This window comes from Micromonospora sp. WMMD1219, assembly GCF_049315215.1.
GTDB lineage: Bacteria > Actinomycetota > Actinomycetes > Mycobacteriales > Micromonosporaceae > Micromonospora > Micromonospora tulbaghiae.
Window position 1 is genome coordinate 3,009,400 of record NZ_CP186057.1, and the last position, 16,516, is coordinate 3,025,915.

General features: G+C 73.1%; 9 protein-coding genes. 5 read left to right on the top strand and 4 right to left on the bottom strand.

The features are described 5' to 3' along the window. The first annotated feature begins 97 nt into the window (after positions 1–97). A complete protein-coding gene (locus ACN27C_RS14560) occupies positions 98–1,741 on the top strand; it encodes a PucR family transcriptional regulator (protein WP_422751393.1) in 1,644 nt (547 codons plus the stop codon). Between the two features lie 4 nt (positions 1,742–1,745). Here ACN27C_RS14560 and ACN27C_RS14565 read toward each other — a convergent pair whose 3' ends face one another. Next, entirely contained in the window at positions 1,746–2,129 is a 384-nt protein-coding gene (locus tag ACN27C_RS14565; RefSeq protein WP_422751394.1) for a hypothetical protein, read from the bottom strand. 318 nt (positions 2,130–2,447) lie between these two features. On the opposite strand from ACN27C_RS14565, the gene ACN27C_RS14570 reads away from it, so the two are divergent. From ACN27C_RS14570 to ACN27C_RS14580, 3 genes are all read left to right on the top strand, one after another. Continuing rightward, positions 2,448–4,136 (top strand): acyl-CoA mutase large subunit family protein, encoded by a 1,689-nt coding sequence (locus ACN27C_RS14570; protein ID WP_121685044.1) that lies wholly within the window; start codon positions 2,448–2,450, stop codon positions 4,134–4,136. Between the two features lie 219 nt (positions 4,137–4,355). Continuing rightward, on the top strand, positions 4,356–5,273 hold the full coding sequence (locus ACN27C_RS14575; protein ID WP_120573460.1) for a tetratricopeptide repeat protein: 918 nt from the start codon (positions 4,356–4,358) through the stop codon (positions 5,271–5,273). A 58-nt stretch (positions 5,274–5,331) separates the two neighbouring features. After that, on the top strand, positions 5,332–6,501 hold the full coding sequence (locus ACN27C_RS14580) for an arginase family protein (RefSeq protein WP_422751395.1): 1,170 nt from the start codon (positions 5,332–5,334) through the stop codon (positions 6,499–6,501). Positions 6,502–6,569: 68 nt separating this feature from the next. Here ACN27C_RS14580 and ACN27C_RS14585 read toward each other — a convergent pair whose 3' ends face one another. Then, positions 6,570–8,537: a penicillin-binding transpeptidase domain-containing protein gene (locus ACN27C_RS14585; RefSeq protein WP_357799820.1), complete on the bottom strand. Its 1,968-nt coding sequence runs from the start codon at positions 8,535–8,537 to the stop codon at positions 6,570–6,572. A gap of 288 nt (positions 8,538–8,825) precedes the next feature. Here ACN27C_RS14585 and ACN27C_RS14590 point away from each other — a divergent pair, with 288 nt between their 5' ends. Beyond that, positions 8,826–13,889, top strand: coding sequence for an NAD-glutamate dehydrogenase (locus ACN27C_RS14590; RefSeq protein WP_358174990.1), 5,064 nt, complete (start codon positions 8,826–8,828; stop codon positions 13,887–13,889). A 64-nt stretch (positions 13,890–13,953) separates the two neighbouring features. Here ACN27C_RS14590 and ACN27C_RS14595 read toward each other — a convergent pair whose 3' ends face one another. Next, positions 13,954–14,718 (bottom strand): class F sortase, encoded by a 765-nt coding sequence (locus ACN27C_RS14595; RefSeq protein WP_422751624.1) that lies wholly within the window; start codon positions 14,716–14,718, stop codon positions 13,954–13,956. 79 nt (positions 14,719–14,797) lie between these two features. Beyond that, on the bottom strand, positions 14,798–16,078 hold the full coding sequence (locus ACN27C_RS14600) for a hypothetical protein (protein ID WP_422751396.1): 1,281 nt from the start codon (positions 16,076–16,078) through the stop codon (positions 14,798–14,800). Positions 16,079–16,516: the final 438 nt, after the last annotated feature.

Here is a 16,516-nt window from a genome sequence, read left to right on the forward strand (position 1 = left end):
ATCTGCGCTTCCCCAGGTCCGGGCAATGGGCACTGTGTCGTTCCCGTCCCCGGGAAGCGCACATACTGTGCGCCGGAGGGAAGGGGGAGGCGCTCCGATGCCGATGACCGTCCGCGACGTGCTCGAACTGCCGGCGCTGCAGCAGGCCGGGCCGCGCGTCCTGGCGGGCCGGGACCGGCTGGACGCGCCGGTGCGCTGGGTGCACGTCGCCGAGATCCCCGAGATCGCCGACCTGCTCCGCGGCGGCGAACTGGTCCTGACCACGGGCATCGGCCTGCCCCCCGACGACGACGGGCTGCGCCGGTGGATCGACGGCCTCGCGGCCGTCGGGGCGGCGGGTGTGGTGGTCGAGCTGGGCCGCCGGTTCGGCGGCACCCTGCCGGCCGGGCTGGTCGAGCACGCCCGCAGCCGGAACCTGCCCCTCATCGCGCTCCGGCGCGAGATGCGGTTCGTCGCCGTCACCGAGGTCGTCCACTCGGTGATCGTCGAGGAGCAGACGGCCGACCTGCTCGCGAAGGACGAGATCCACCGCGTCTTCACCGAGCTGTCGGTGGAGGGCGCCGAGCCCCGGCAGGTGCTCCGCGAGGTCACCCGCCTGTCCCGGCGTCCCGCCGTGCTGGAGAACCTCGCGCACCAGGTGCTGGCGTACGAGACCGGCCCGCTGACCGCCGAGGAACTGCTCGACCGCTGGGAGACCCGCTCCCGCGCGGTCGAGGTCCCGTCCGGCACCGGCTACGAGCCGCGCTCGGGCTGGCTGGTGACGGGCGTCGAGGCGCGGGGCAACCGGTGGGGGCGGCTCGTGCTGCTGTGCGACCAGGAGCCGCCGGCCCGGACCCGGGTGCTGCTGGAACGGGCCGCGTCCACGATCGCGCTGAACCAGCTCGTCGCCCGGGACTCGTCGTCGGTCGAGCGGCAGGCCCGCAGCAGCCTGCTGCTGAGCCTCGTCAACCACTCGGCGCCCACCCGGGACATGGCGCTGCGGGCGCGCGGGCTCGGTGTCGTCCTGGAGCAGCGACTGCTGCTCGGCGTCGTGGTCCGGCGTCGCCGGCCGGCCCCGGCCACCGGCGGCGAGGCGAACGCGCGCCGGCGGGAACTGCTCGACGCGGTCGAGACGGCGGTACGCGAGTGCGGGCTCGCCGCGCTCGTCGGCGACGTGGACGAGGCGGCCGGCGGCACCGGCGTCACCCTCCTCGTCGCGCTCGACGGGACCGGCTCCGACGAGGCCGCGCTGGGGAGCCTGTCCGCCGCGCTCACCCGGGCGGGCCACCGGGCCGGATCGGACGTCGTGGTCGCCGCCGGATCGGTGGTCCGGACGCTCGACCTGGCCCGGCGCTCACTGGTCGAGGCGGCGCAGGTCGCCGACGCGACTGTGCACACCGCCGAGCCGCGCCCGTTCTACCGGCTGCACGACGTCCGTCTCCGGGGCCTGCTGTACCTGCTGCGCGACGACGTGCGCCTGCAGACGTTCGTCGAGCGCGAGCTGGGCCCGCTGCTCTCCTACGACCAGCGCCACGGCACCAACCACGTCGCCCTGCTGGAGACGTACCTCGTGGAGGGGCGCAACAAGCGGCGCGCGGCGGACGCGATGTCCCTGTCGCGGTCCGCGCTGTACCAGCGGCTGGAGCTGATCGAGCGGGTGCTCGGCGTCGACCTGGATTCGAGCGAACGGCGCCTGTCGCTGCACGTGGCGCTCACCGCCCGGGACGTCATGCGCGCCGGCGGCTCGGAGGTCGCCGGCTGACCGGTCACCTGTGGGTGCCGCGGCCCGACCGGAGGCGCCGGACGCCGTCGCGGCCCGGGGCGCTGTGCACGCTGACGCTGACCACCGGCACGGCGTTCGCGACGCTCTTGCGGACCGTCTCCATCGGCGCCGTGGCGGGGGAGCACTCCACGATCATCACCGCGGACCGGTCGGGGCACTGCACGTACTGGACGTGTGACACGGCGACCCGGCGGGAGTGCAGCACGGACAGCACCTTGAGAAGCCCGGTGGTGGAGTGACCCACGCCGAGGTGGACCACCATCGTGCACGGCGTGCCGTGCTCGGCGGCGGGCTCGTCGTGCGGGCGGCGGCCGGGGTCGGGCCGGGGAGGATCGACGGTTGCGGGGATGGATGCGGACGCGCTCACGGGGGCCTCACAGGGACGAGCCGACAGGTTGGCTTGGCCGGCGACGCACGCGGAGGCGTACGCCGCCTAGGTAATCAGCCGGGTCGCGATTCGATTGCCCACGGCGGGAGTGTGGCACGGGAACCGGCTCGCCGGGAGGCTGCGCCGGGCAGCCGTCCGCCACGTGAGACAGGGCCCTGACCTGCGGATCGAAGGTGATGGGTCGCCTCGGTGGGGCCGATCGCCGGGTTACCGGCCGGTACGCGAGCCCTTAAGGATCGTTCAGGATCTCGCTCTACACTCGGAACCGGGACGACGACTTGAGAAGGAGCTCCGCGCATGGACGCTGACGAGATCGCCGCCGGTCGGGCCCGCTGGCAGGCCCGCTACGACGCCGCCCGCAAGCGCGACGCGGACTTCACCACGCTGTCCGGAATGCCGGTCGAGCCGGTGTACGGCCCGCCGGAGGACACCGCGTACCCCGGGTTCGAGCGGATCGGCTGGCCGGGCGAGTTCCCGTACACCCGGGGTCTGTACCCGACCGGCTACCGCGGGCGGACCTGGACCATCCGGCAGTTCGCCGGCTTCGGCAACGCCCGGCAGACCAACGAGCGCTACAAGATGATCCTCGGCGCGGGCGGCGGCGGTCTCTCCGTCGCCTTCGACATGCCGACGCTGATGGGCCGCGACTCGGACGACCCGCAGTCGCTCGGCGAGGTCGGCCACTGTGGCGTCGCTGTGGACTCGGCCGCCGACATGGAGGTGCTGTTCGACGGCATCGACCTGGCCGGCGTGACCACCTCGATGACGATCTCCGGCCCGGCCGTGCCGGTCTTCTGCATGTACCTGGTCGCCGCCGAACGGCAGGGCGCCGATCTGTCCACGCTGGACGGAACGCTCCAGACGGACATCTTCAAGGAGTACATCGCGCAGAAGGAGTGGCTGTTCGACCCCGAGCCGCACCTGCGCCTCATCGGTGACCTGATGGAGTACTGCGCCCGGGAGATCCCCCGGTACAAGCCGCTGTCCGTCTCCGGCTACCACATCCGCGAGGCCGGTTCGACCGCCGCGCAGGAGCTGGCGTACACGCTGGCCGACGGATTCGGGTACGTCGAGCTGGGCCTGTCGCGCGGGCTGGACGTGAACACGTTCGCCCCCGGCCTGAGCTTCTTCTTCGACTCCCACGTGGACTTCTTCGAGGAGATCGCCAAGTTCCGCGCCGCGCGCCGGATCTGGGCCCGCTGGCTGCGCGACGTGTACGGCGCCACCAGCGAGAAGGCCCAGTGGCTGCGGTTCCACACGCAGACCGCCGGGGTGTCGCTGACCGCTCAGCAGCCGGTGAACAACGTGGTACGCACCGCCGTGGAGGCCCTGGCCGCGGTGCTCGGCGGCACCAACTCGCTGCACACCAACGCCCTCGACGAGACGCTCGCCCTGCCCACCGACGAGTCGGCCGAGATCGCCCTGCGTACCCAGCAGGTGCTCATGGAGGAGACCGGCGTGACCAACGTCGCCGACCCGCTCGGCGGCTCCTGGTACGTCGAGGCGCTCACCGACCGGATCGAGGCCGAGGCGGAGGAGATCTTCGCCCGGATCAAGCAGCTCGGCGGCGAGGGCCCGCACACCATCGGCCCGATGACCTCCGGCATCCTGCGCGGCATCGAGGACGGCTGGTTCACCGGGCACATCGCCGAGTCGGCGTTCGTCTACCAGCAGGCGCTGGAGAAGGGCGACAAGCGGATCGTCGGCGTCAACTGCCACACCGGGACCGTCGCCAAGGACCTGGAGATCCTGCGCATCTCGCACGAGGTGGAGCTGGAGCAGCGCCGGGTGCTGACCGAGCGCAAGTCGGCCCGCGACGACGCCGCCGTCACCGCCGCCGTGGCGCGGATGGTCGAGGTCTCCCGGACCGGCGAGAACATGATCCCCGCCATGCTCGACGCGGTCCGCGCCGAGGCCACCCTCGGCGAGATCTGCGACGCCCTCCGCACCGAGTGGGGCGTCTACCGAGAGCCCGCCCGCTTCTGACCCACCCGTCCCCACTCCCACCCCCACCCCCACCCCCGCGATCTTGCAGTTCGGGCCTTCCGCGTGCGGCAGTTCGTCGCATTTGCCGGGGCGGAAAGTGCAAGATCGCGGGGAGGTGGGGGTGAGGGGGCGGCGCGGGGGTTGAGCAGGGGTGAGAGTGGCGACGTGGGCGTTGCGGGTGGTCGGAGATCCTCGGGGTACGTGCGAGACTAGACAACCATGAGCGACCCACGGATCACCTCGTCGATCTTCACCCGCGGCGCGGTCGACCTCAGCGCGCTGCGCACCCCCGCACCGGCCGACACCTCCTCCGCCACACCGTCCCAGGGCGCTGGGCCGACCGGGCTGCCGGGCAGCCCCGCCGGCTCCGCCGCCGTGATCGACGTGACCGAGGCGAACATCCAGTCCGAGGTGCTCGAACGCTCGCTCACCACACCGGTCGTGGTCTTCTTCGGCGCCGCCGGCTACCCGGAGAGCGACCAGTTCGCCCCGGTGCTGGAGCGGCTGGCCGCCGAGGGCGGCGGAGCGTGGCTGCTGGCCCGGGTCGACGTGCAGCAGCAGCCGCGCCTCGCGCAGATGTTCCAGCTCCAGACGCTGCCGACCACGTACGCCATCGTCGGTGGGCGCCCGATCGACGCCTTCCCCGGCCCGGTGCCCGAGTCGCAGTTGCGACAGTGGCTCCAGGCGGTCCTGAAGGCCGGTGGCGTCACAGTCGCCGAGCCGGAGGACCCGCGCCTCGACGCCGCCGACGACGCGCTGATGAGCGGTGACCTCGACGCCGCCGAGGCGGCGTACCGGAAGATCCTGGCCGAGACCCCGGCCGACGCGGCGGCGGAGGCGGGCCTGGCGCAGGTCGGGCTGGCCCGCCGGGTGGCCGGCGCGGATCCGCAGGGCGCGCTCGACGCCGCGGCCGCCGCCCCCGACGACGTGGACGCCCAACTGCTCGCCGCCGACATCGAGGTGCTCAGCGGCCTCGCCGACCAGGCGTACAAGCGGCTCGTCGGCCTGGTCCGGCGCACCGCCGGGGACGACCGGGACCGGGTACGCCAGCACCTGCTCGGCCTGTTCACCATCGCCGGCCCGGACGACCCCGCCGTGGCCTCCGCCCGACGCGCCCTGGCCAGCGCACTGTTCTGAGTCAACCCGCGCGGGCCGGCGCACCGCCGGCCCGCCCGACCACCGAGGACGGGAGCCCATGATGCGCCGGATCGCCGTCCTCGACGCGCCGACGAACCTCGGACTGCGCCCGCCCACCGCGAGCTCCGTCCCCGGCTGCGCCAAGGCGCCGGGTGCGCTGCGCGACCACGGCCTGCTCGCCCGGCTGCGGGCCCGCGACGCCGGCTGCCTCACCCCGCCGCGGTACGACCCGGGGGACTGGCGCCCCGGCGATGGCGTCTGCCACGCGCCGGAGATCTCCGCGTACTCGGCGGCGCTCGCCGACCGGATCGGCGCGATCATCGACCGGGGCGAGTTCCCGCTGGTGCTCGGCGGCGACTGCTCGGTGCTGCTCGGCTCGGCGCTGGCCATGCACCGCCTCGGTGAGGCGGTCGGCGGGCGGATCGGGCTGGTCTTCGTCGACGGCCACTCCGACTTCCGGCACCCCGGCAACGCCTCCTACGTCGGTGCGGCAGCCGGGGAGGACCTGGCCCTGGTCACCGGCCGGGGACAGCCCGACCTGGCCGCGATCGAGGGCCGGCGGCCCTACTTCCGGGACATCGACGTGGTGGTGCTCGGCATCCGCGCGCAGGACGAGTACCGGCTCGACCTCCAGGCCGCCGGCATCACCACCCGGCCGGTGCCGGCGCTGCGCGCCGAGGGTGCCGCCCGGACCGCGCAGTGGGCGCACGAGCAGCTCGTCGACTGCGCCGGGTACTGGGTGCACATCGACGTGGACGTGCTCGACCCGGCGGTGATGCCCGCCGTGGACGCGCCCGACCCGGGCGGCATCGCCTTCGCCGAGCTGGAGATCCTGCTCGCCGGGCTGGTCGACACCCCGCACTGCCTCGGCGTCGAGCTGACCGTCTTCGACCCCGACTACGACCCGGACGGGGCGTACGCGGCCGAGATCGTGAACACCGTGGTGGCCGGGCTCGCCCCGGTGGTCGCGCCGGGCGCCGTGCCGCCACGGCTGCTGCCGGCCGGGCCGGTCGCGCCGGCGCCCCGCGCCGCCGACGGCCGGCCCGAGCCCGAGCCGCTGCCCGCCCCGGCTGCCGTACCGGCGCCGGCGGTCGCGGTGGAGCCGATCGGCCCCGACCCGACCGCCGCCGACGACCTCGGCGAGGACCCGCTGGGGCCCGGCCTGCTGCGCCGCGCGCCCGCCGGAGACGAGCCGGACCCGGCCCGCTCCGGCATCGACATCGCCTGACCGGTACGCCTCAGCGCGTCGCCCGGCCGGACCGGGCTCGGCTCAGGGCCGGGCGGTGCGGAACCCGCTCAGCTCGCGGCGAGGCCGCGCAGGAACTTCTCGGCGATCGGCGCGGCGACCTTCGAGCCCGCCCCGCCCTGCTCGACGAAGACGGCGAAGGCCACGTCGCCCTGCCAGCCGACGAACCAGGCGTGCGTGTGCGCCGGGTTGTTGTCGTACTCCGCGGTGCCGGTCTTGCCGTGCACCGGCTCGCCCGGCACGTCCGCCAGCGCGCTGCCGCTGCCCGAGGTGACGACCCCGCGCATCATCGACTTCAGCGCCGCCACCGACTCCGGCTTGAGCGCCTCGCCGGCCGGCGCGGGCTTGGCCGGTGCCGGGTCGAGCAGCAGCTTGGGCTGCTCGAACTTGCCCCGGGCCACCGCCGCCGTGGCGCTCGCCATCGCCAGCGGGCTCACCAGCGTGGTGCCCTGGCCGATCGCGGCGGCGGCCTGCTCGGTGGCCGGGCCGTTGGCGGAGATCTTGCCGGTGAACGCGTCGGTGCCGAGATCCCACGCGGCCTCCAGGCCGAGCGTACGGCCGGCCTGCGCCAGCCCGTCCGGGCCGAGCTTCGGCGCCAGCGCCACGAACGCGGTGTTGCACGACTTGGCGAAGTCGGTGGCGAACGGCACCGCGCCCAGCTCGAAGTTGTCCGAGTTCTTGAAGACCCGGCCCTCGACCGTCGACGTCTTCGGGCAGTCCACAGTCGTCTGCGGCGTCACCGCGCCCCGGTCGAGCAGGCCGAGCGCGCTGACCATCTTGAACGTCGAGCCGGGCGGCACCTGGGCGGTGAAGGCGAGGTTGTCGCCCGCCGCGCCCGGGCCGTTCGCGGCGGCCAGCACCGCGCCGTCGCTGATCCGAACGGCGACCAGGGCGGAGCGGCGGGTCTGCCCGCGCAACGCGGCGTCGGCGGCGTTCTGGGTGGCCGCGTCGATGGTGGTCTTCACCGGCTGACCGGGCTTCGGGTCGGCGCGGTACAGCTCCGTGCCGGTCGGCTCCACCTTGCCGTCCGGGGTGGTCCGCTCGGTGATCACGGTGACGCCGGGGACGCCGCGCAGCCGCTCGTCGTACCGGCCCTGGAGACCGCCGTGGCCGACCAGGTCGCCGCGCGCGTACCGCTCGGGGTGGGCCTGGAGGTCGTCGGCGGTGGCCTGGTCGACCGAGCCGAGCAGCGCCCGGGCGAACTCGCGGGTCGGCGCCAGCATGAGCTGCTCGGAGACGAACCGGGTGCCGGGCAGGTCGTAGATGCGCGGCTTGATCTGCCGGTACGCCTCGTCGCGCAGCGTCACCACCTCGACGAGCCCGTCCGCCTTCGCCTCCTTGAGTCGCTTGGGCAGGTCGCCCAGGTCGACCGGCGGGGTGAGCGCGGGCCGGATCGCCTTGAACGCGGCGTCCAGCTTCTTGACCAGGCCGGGCACGTCGGTGACCTCGCCGGGGACGACCTGCACCCGGACCACGGGGCGCGGCGCGACGATCGGCTGACCGGCCGCGTCCAGCACACCGGCGCGCTGCGCCGGCTCCCGCCGCAGCGCGATCTTGTCACCGCCCTCCAGCTTCTCGTGCACCACCGACGGCTCCCAGATCACCTGCCACTTGTCGTCGCCGCCGCGCTTGAGGCGTACCGGATTCTCGTAGGCCCAGGTGCCACCGCCGGGCAGCGCCCAGCTCACCTTGATCCGGGCGGTGGCCACGTCTCCCTTGGTGGTGATGTCGCCGGTGCGCGCCAGCTCGGGCGGGTCGGCCGCGAGCGCGCCGCTGAGCGCCTGGATCTGCTTGGTCACCTCGGCGGCGGGCACCCGCCCGCCGGCCGGCTCGACGAAGCCGACCGCCTGGAGGTCGCCGGAGTGCCAGCCGCCGAGGAACGCCTCGACTGCCGTCTCCGGGCCGTCGTCGCCGGAGCATCCGGTCAGCGCGCCGGCCGTGACCAGCACGGCGGCCAGCGTCGCGAGGACGCGGTGACGGGTGTGGCGGTGGGGGCGGACGGGGTACGACACGGGCATGAAGCGGTCCCTCCGGTGCTCAACTGCCCTGCACGCTAGTACGGCCCGGCGTTCGCCACCGCCCCGCCACGGCCTCCGGCAGCGCGAGAAGCGGCGTGTGGCAGTGTGATGAACATCGCCAGTCGGGGTACTCCGCGAGCGGCCGACCACGGACCCGCAACGGGTGAAAGGACAGAGTCCCGATCCGGACGTCCGGCCAGTGGTCCGCCGCGGGAGGTACCACGCGGTAGGGCCTAGGCTGGGCGGCAGAGTGACCCACAACGCGGTGGGTCGAGGGGAGTGGCACCGATGGACCGGCGTCCGGCGATCAAACCGGGACCCGACCTCCGGCAGGCTGACACCGGCCGGGACGACGACAGCTTCGATTCGGCGACCGACGGAGACGGTTTCAGCCGTCTCGACACAGGAGTGACCGGGATGACCGGTTCCAGCATCGACACCCTCTACGACCTGGGCCTGCCTGCGCAGGCACTGGCCGACGAGTCGGAGGACGCCGAGCTGGACGAGCCCGTTCCCAACGCGGAGCGGCTGGTCGCCCAGGCGGTCGCGCTGGCCGGCGACGACCACGACGCGGCCACACTGGTGGACCGCTTCTGGCGGTTCGCGCCGGACGAGGAGCTGATCGGCTTCACCGCCGAGGAGATGCTGGAGGCGGCCCGGGCCCACCGGGACCTGGCCCAGCAGCGGGTGCCGGGCGAGCTGAAGCTCCGCATCCACGAGCCGGACGCCGAGCAGCACCACACGGTCGTCGAGATCGTCACCGACGACATGCCGTTCCTGGTCGACTCGGTGACCGCCCTGCTGAACTCCCGTCACCTGGACGTGCACCTGCTGGTGCACCCGCTGGTCGTGGTGCGGCGCGAGCCGCTGGGCCGGCTCACCGAGGTCTCGGCGGACGTGGAACCGGACGACGCCATCGCCGGTGACCTGGTCGAGAGCTGGATGCGGATCGAGATCGACCCGGTCCGCGACCCGGCCGAGCGGGAGACGCTGCGCCGTGAGTTGCAGCGGGTGCTCACCGACGTGCGCGAGGCGGTCGAGGACTGGCCGAAGATGCGGCAGCGGGCCCTCGCGCTCGCCGACGAGCTGGCCGCCGCCCGGACGTCGGACAACCGCCCGCCGGTGCCGGAGAAGGACATCACCGACTCGGTGGAGCTGCTGCGCTGGCTGGCGCACGACCACTTCACGTTCCTCGGCTACCGGGAGTACCGCCTGGTCCACACCGACGGCGCGCGCGGCGGGCAGGCCCTGGAGGCGGTGCTCGGCACCGGGCTGGGCATCCTGCGCTCCGACTCGCCGGAGGCCCGGTCGCTGAACTCGATGACGCCCGAGGCGCACGAGAAGGTGCTGGAGAAGCGCCTGCTCATCATCACCAAGGCCAACTCGCGTGCCACGGTGCACCGCTCGGCGTACCTCGACTACATCGGCTTCAAGATCTTCAACGAGGCCGGCGAGGTGGTCGGGGAGCGGCGTTTCCTGGGCCTGTTCTCCACCGCCGCGTACCGGACCAGCGTGCAGGAGCTGCCGGTGGTGCGGCGGAAGGTCGCCGAGGTGCTCGACCGCTCGGGCCTGAGCCTGCGCAGCCACTCCGGCAAGGACCTGTTGCAGATCCTGGAGACCTACCCGCGCGACGAGCTGTTCCAGATCAAGACCGACGACCTCTACCACGCGGTGATCGGCGTGCTGCGGATGGCGGGCCGCCGGCAGCTGCGGGTGTTCCTGCGCCGCGACGCGTACGGGCGGTTCATCTCCTGCCTGATCTACCTGCCGCGGGACCGGTTCACCACGCAGAACCGGCTGCGCATGCAGGACATCCTGCTGCGCGAGCTGAACGGCGTCGGCGTCGACTACACCACGCGGGTGACCGAGTCGATGCTGGCCCGGGTGCACTTCATCGTGCGTACCGACCCGAACAACCCGCCCGGCGACATCGACGCCGACCTGCTCGCCGAGGAACTGGCCGACGCGACCCGGCTCTGGGACGACGACTACCGGCTGGTGCTCGAACGCAAGCTCGGCGACGAGCAGGCCAAGCACCTGTTCGCCCGGTACGCCGACGCGTTCCCGGAGGGCTACAAGGACGGGCACACGCCGTACGAGGCGATGAAGGACCTGGCGAAGCTGGAGCTGCTGGAGGAGCCCGGCCAGCTGGAGATGCACCTGTTCCGCAAGCAGGCGCCGCCGCGTCCGTACGCCGCCCGCGCCGCCGACGCCGACGACGCGATGGACGTCCGGTTCAAGGTCTACCGGTACGGCGAGCCGATGATGCTCTCCGCCGTGCTGCCGGTGCTGCACTCGCTCGGCGTGAAGGTGGTCGACGAGCACCCGTACGAGGTGGAGCGCGTCGACGGCCGGATCTGGCTCTACGACTTCGGTCTGGAGCTGCCCGAGCGGCACCAGGACCTGGCCGAGGTGCGCCCGCACGTGGAGAACGCCTTCGCCGCCGCCTGGCGGGGCGAGGCCGAGGTGGACGGCTTCAACGAGCTGGTGCTGCGGGCCGGGCTCACCTGGCGGCAGGTCGTCGTGCTGCGCGCGTACGCGAAGTACCTGCGGCAGGCCGGAACCGTGTTCTCCCAGGAGTACATGGAGCAGACGTTCATCGCGTACCCGCAGATCGCCGAACTGCTGGTGAAGCTGTTCGAGACCCGGTTCGCTCCGGGCGCGACCACGCTCGACGAGCGGCGGCAGCGCAGCGGCGAGCTGGTCGACGCGATCGGCGAGGCGCTGGACGAGGTGGCCAGCCTCGACCAGGACCGCATCCTGCGGGCCTACCTCACGCTGATCCAGGCCACGCTGCGCACCAGCTTCTACCAGAAGCCGGTGGGCGGGCGGCCCAAGGCGTACGTGGCGTTCAAGCTGGACCCGCAGGCCATCCCGGACCTGCCGGCGCCGCGGCCCAAGTTCGAGATCTTCGTCTACTCGCCCCGGTTCGAGGGCGTGCACCTGCGGTACGGGCCGGTGGCCCGCGGCGGCCTGCGCTGGTCCGACCGGCGCGAGGACTTCCGGACCGAGGTGCTCGGCCTGGTCAAGGCGCAGATGGTGAAGAACGCGGTGATCGTGCCGGTCGGCGCCAAGGGCGGCTTCGTGCTCAAGCAGAAGCCGGGCGACCGGGACGAGGCGGTGATCTGCTACAAGGAGTTCATCTCCGCGCTGCTCGACGTCACCGACAACATCGTCAGCGGCGAGATCGTGCCGCCGGAGGACGTGGTCCGGCACGACGGCGACGACCCGTACATGGTGGTCGCCGCCGACAAGGGCACCGCGACGTTCTCCGACATCGCCAACGAGATCTCCGAGGCGCACAGCTTCTGGCTGGGTGACGCGTTCGCCTCCGGCGGCTCGGCCGGCTACGACCACAAGAAGATGGGCATCACCGCCCGGGGCGCCTGGGAGTCGGTGAAGCGGCACTTCCGGGAGCTGGGCCACGACACCCAGACGCAGGACTTCACAGTGGTCGGCGTCGGCGACATGTCCGGCGACGTGTTCGGCAACGGGATGCTGCTGTCGCGGCACATCCGGCTGGTGGCCGCGTTCGACCACCGGCACATCTTCCTCGACCCGGACCCGGATTCGGCCCGGTCGTGGGAGGAACGCAAGCGGCTGTTCGACATGCCGCGCTCGTCGTGGGAGGACTACGACCGCGAGCTGATCTCCGAAGGCGGCGGCGTCTACCCGCGTACGGCGAAGTCGGTGCCGGTCTCGCCGCAGGTCCGCGCGGTTCTCGGCCTCGACGAGGACGTCACGCAGCTCAGCCCGCAGGAGCTGATGAAGGCGATCCTCACCGCGCCGGTCGACCTGTTCTGGAACGGCGGCATCGGCACCTACGTCAAGGCGTCCAGCCAGACCAACGCCGAGGTGGGGGACAAGTCCAACGACGCCATCCGGGTGGACGGCAAGGGCCTGCGCTGCCGGGTGGTCGGCGAGGGCGGCAACCTGGGCTTCACCCAGCAGGGCCGGATCGAGTACGCCTCGACCGGCGGCCGCATCTACACCGACTTCATCGACAACGCGGCCGGTGTGGACTGCTCCGACCACGAGGTCAACATCAAGATCCTGCTCAACACGGCGGTGGCCGACGGTGAGCTGGACCGGCCGGAGCGCGACGAGCTGCTGGCCCAGATGACCGACGAGGTCGCCGATCTGGTGCTGCGGGACAACTACGACCAGGCGCGGGCGCTCAACAACGCCCAGGCCCAGGCCGCCTCGTTGCTCCCGGTGCACCGGCGGATGATCAACGAGCTGGAGCGGTCCGGCGCGTTGAACCGGTCGCTGGAGGCGTTGCCCTCGGACGAGGAACTGGCGGTCCGCACCGAGAGCGGCCTGACCGCGCCGGAGTTCGCGGTGCTGCTCGCGTACGTCAAGATCGTGCTGGAGCGCGAGATCGTCGGCGAGGGCCTGGCGGACGAGGAGTGGACGACCGACGTCCTGGTCAACTACTTCCCGACGCCGCTGCGGCAGCGCTTCGCCGACCGGATGGGCCGGCACCGGCTGCGCCGGGACATCGTCACCACGGTCCTGGTCAACGAGGCGATCAACCGGGGCGGCATCTCGTTCGTCTTCCGGGTGGTCGAGGAGACGGCCGCCTCCGCGGCGGACGTGCTCCGGGCGTACGTGGTGGTCCGCGAGGTGTTCGGCCTGCGTGACCTGTGGGACGCCGTCGAGGCGCTGGACAACAAGGTCTCGCCCGAGTTGCAGACGGCGGTCTACCTGGACACCCGGCGGCTGCTCGACCGCGCGGTGCGCTGGCTGGTCACCAACCGGCGCTCGCCGATCGACGTGCCGGCGGAGATCGCCCGGCTGCGCGACGGTGTGGCCCGGCTCCTGCCGGACCTGGAGCACCGGTTCTGGGGCACCGAGCGGGAGGCCATCGCGGCGCACATCGAGTCGCTGGTCGGCCGCGGGCTGCCGCGTGACCTGGCCGAGCAGGCGACCCGCCTGATGTACAGCTTCGGCCTGCTCGACATCGTCGAGACGGCGCAGGCGACCGGGCGGGACGTGAGCGAGGTGGCCTCGGTCTACTTCGTGCTCTCCGACCGGTTCCGGGTCGACGCGCTGCTGTCGAAGATCTCCCTGCTGCCACGCGAGGACCGGTGGCAGACCCTGGCCCGGATGGCGCTGCGCTACGACCTGTACGCCGCGCTCGCCGCGCTCACCGCGGAGGTGCTCGGGTCCACGCCGGAGGACGTGCCGCCGGTGGAGCGGGTGCAGGAGTGGGAGCAGGCGAACGCCACCTCGATCCACCGGGCGCACCGGGCGATGGGGGAGTTCGACGAGTCCCGCGCCGACCTGTCCGCGCTGTCGGTGCTGCTGCGCCAGATCCGTACCCTGGTCCGGACCTCGGCGGCGGCCTGACCGCTCCGACGCGCGTGGCCCGGTGGTCGGTTCCCCGACCACCGGGCCACTGCCGTTCCCGCCCTCAGCTCGTCATCGCCGCGTAGACGACGATGTTGTTCAGGTAGCTCCCGGCCGTCTTGTCGAACACCCCGCCGCAGGTCACCACGCGCAGGGCGGGGACGTCCGACGGGCCGTAGACCTGCGCGGCGGGAAAGGCGGTCTTCGGGTACGACCCCACCTCCCGCACCGTGAACGTGGCGGCCGAGCCGTCCTGCCGGGCGACCACGATCGTGTCGCCGGGCACCAGCGCGCCGAGGTTGAAGAACACCGCCGGGCCGAGCTGGGCGGAGTCGACGTGACCCACGATCACCGCGTTGCCGGACTCGCCCGGGCTGGCGCCGGGGGAGTACCAGCCGGCCTTCATGGCCTGGTCCAGCGGGGGCACCTGGACCGTGCCGTCGGGATTCGTGCCGAGCGACATGATCGGGGCCTGCACCCCGATGCGGGGGATCGAGATGGTGACCGGCACCGACCGGGGGAGCGGAGCCGGGGCGGGGCTCGTCGCCGTCGGGGCGCCCGGGGTGGTGCCGGGGCCGCCCGTCGGTGGGCCCGGTGTCGCCGGGCCGACGCCGCCCCCGGCGACGTCCGCCGTCGGTCGGCCGGTGCTGCCGGGCACGGGCCGGGCGGCGTCCGGTGTCGCCTGCCCCTCCGCGTCCGGGTCGGCGTACGTGCCGTCCGGGTCGGTCTGCGGGCCGGTGGTGACCGGGCCCGCCTGCGAGATCGGCTGCGGCGGTGCCGGCGGCGGGACGGTGCGCACGGACGCGCCGATCAGACCCGCCCCGGCCATGGCGAGCAGGACGACGACGGCCGCGCCGACGGCACGCCACGGACTTCCGTGACGGCCGCCGGCCCGGGTCGTCGTCCGGTCAGACCACGCCACCGGCCCGCCGCCGGCGCAGCAGCACCAGGCCGCCCAGCGCCGCGGCGCCGATCATGCCCGCGCCACCGGTGGCGAGGTCGCGGTCCACGCCGGTGGTCGTCATGCCACCGTCACCGCCGTCGACCCCACCGCGCGGCAGGACCACCAGCTCGCCCTCACCGCAGGTGCCCCGCAGCTCGTAGCGGCCCGGCCGGGCGTCGTGCGAGACGGTGGCCTCGCCGTAGTAGACGAAGTCCTTCCCGTGCTCCCAGCCGTCCTTGCCGTAGTCGCCCTCGGCGTCCTTGCCGTAGTCGCCCTTGTCGTCCTGCCAGGCGCCTCCGCTCGCCTGCCAGTCGTCCTTGCCGCCCTGCCAGTCGTCCTTGCCGTCCTGCCAGGAGCCGTGCTCGTTCTTGCCGTCCTTGCCCTTGTCGTCCTGCCAGGACCCGTGCTCGTCCTTGGCGTCCTTGCCCTTGTCGTCCGGCCGGCCGCCACGGTCGTCCTTGCCGTGCTCGTCCTTGGCGTCCTTGCCGTACCGGTCCTTGCCGTCGGGGCCGTGCGCGTCCTTGGTCCAGTCCGGCGCGCCCCGCTGCTCCTTCTCCCAGCCCGGCTCGGCGTCCTGGCCGTACTCGTCGTGCCCCTGCCAGTCGCCCGGGTCGACAGCAGCGCCGGCGCCCGCGCCGCCCGGCTGCGGCTGTCCTCCCGGCTGGTCGGCCGGCGGCTGGGGCTGGTTCGCCGGCGGCTGCGGCATGCCGTCGCCACCGGGACCGTTCCCGCCCGGCCCGTTGCCACCCGGCCCATTGCCGCCGGGACCGTTGCCACCCGGCCCATTGCCACCCGGCCCGTTGCCGTCCGGGCCGTGCCCGTCCCCGCCGGGCTCGCCGCGGCCGTCCGGACCCTTGCCGTGTTCGTCCTTGCCGTCGGGGCCCTTGCCGTGGTCGTCCTTGCCGTGGTCGTCCTTGCCGTCCGAGCCCTTGTCGTCCCAGCCCCAGTCCTGGTCGCCACCCCGGTCGGCCCAGTCGCCGTGCTCGCCGTCGCGGGCCGGGTGCAGGTCGACCTTGCCGGTCACCTTCGACCAGACGGTGGCGTGCTTCTGCGGCTCGGAGCAGATCGCGAGCAGCTCGACGGTGTCCCCCGCCTTCACCACGTGGGGCTTGGCGATGACCTTGCCCTCGTCGTGCCCGCCCGCGTAGGCCATTCCCGGGGTGAACGCGAGAAGGCCGGCTCCGCCGAGGGCGGCGCCCGCGACCACCTTCCCGAGCATCTTCTTAGCCATGACCAGCGTCTCCATCCCTGTTCGTCCTGAGCCCGACGTCAGTCGAGCTAAGGCCGACGTTAGACCTTTTCGCGACTTATCCGGGGAAAGTTTCGCTTTTAGGGATATGCCGATGTTCGGGCGGTCCGCGTTCTCCGCGACACCGCGCGCCGATCGGGCACCCTTCGGCACCGCTGGGGGGAACGCGGTGGGAGCCTTCGCGCCGTTTCGGCACCTCATGGCGATCCGTCCGGGCGGGTGCCGGCGGGCGCGGCGGTAGGGTGGGTGGCGGGCGTATCGAGGCATTGCCATGGAAGCGCTCCCATGCAAGAATCGCTGCACGCGGTTCGGGGAGCCACACCGCGAGCTCAGACGTCGAGGGCAGCCGGCACCAACCGGCCGACGTCGGCTCCATCGGCCGGTCCTGCGGACCGGTCGGCACCACCACCCCCAAGCGCCCGTCCGGGTCGGGCG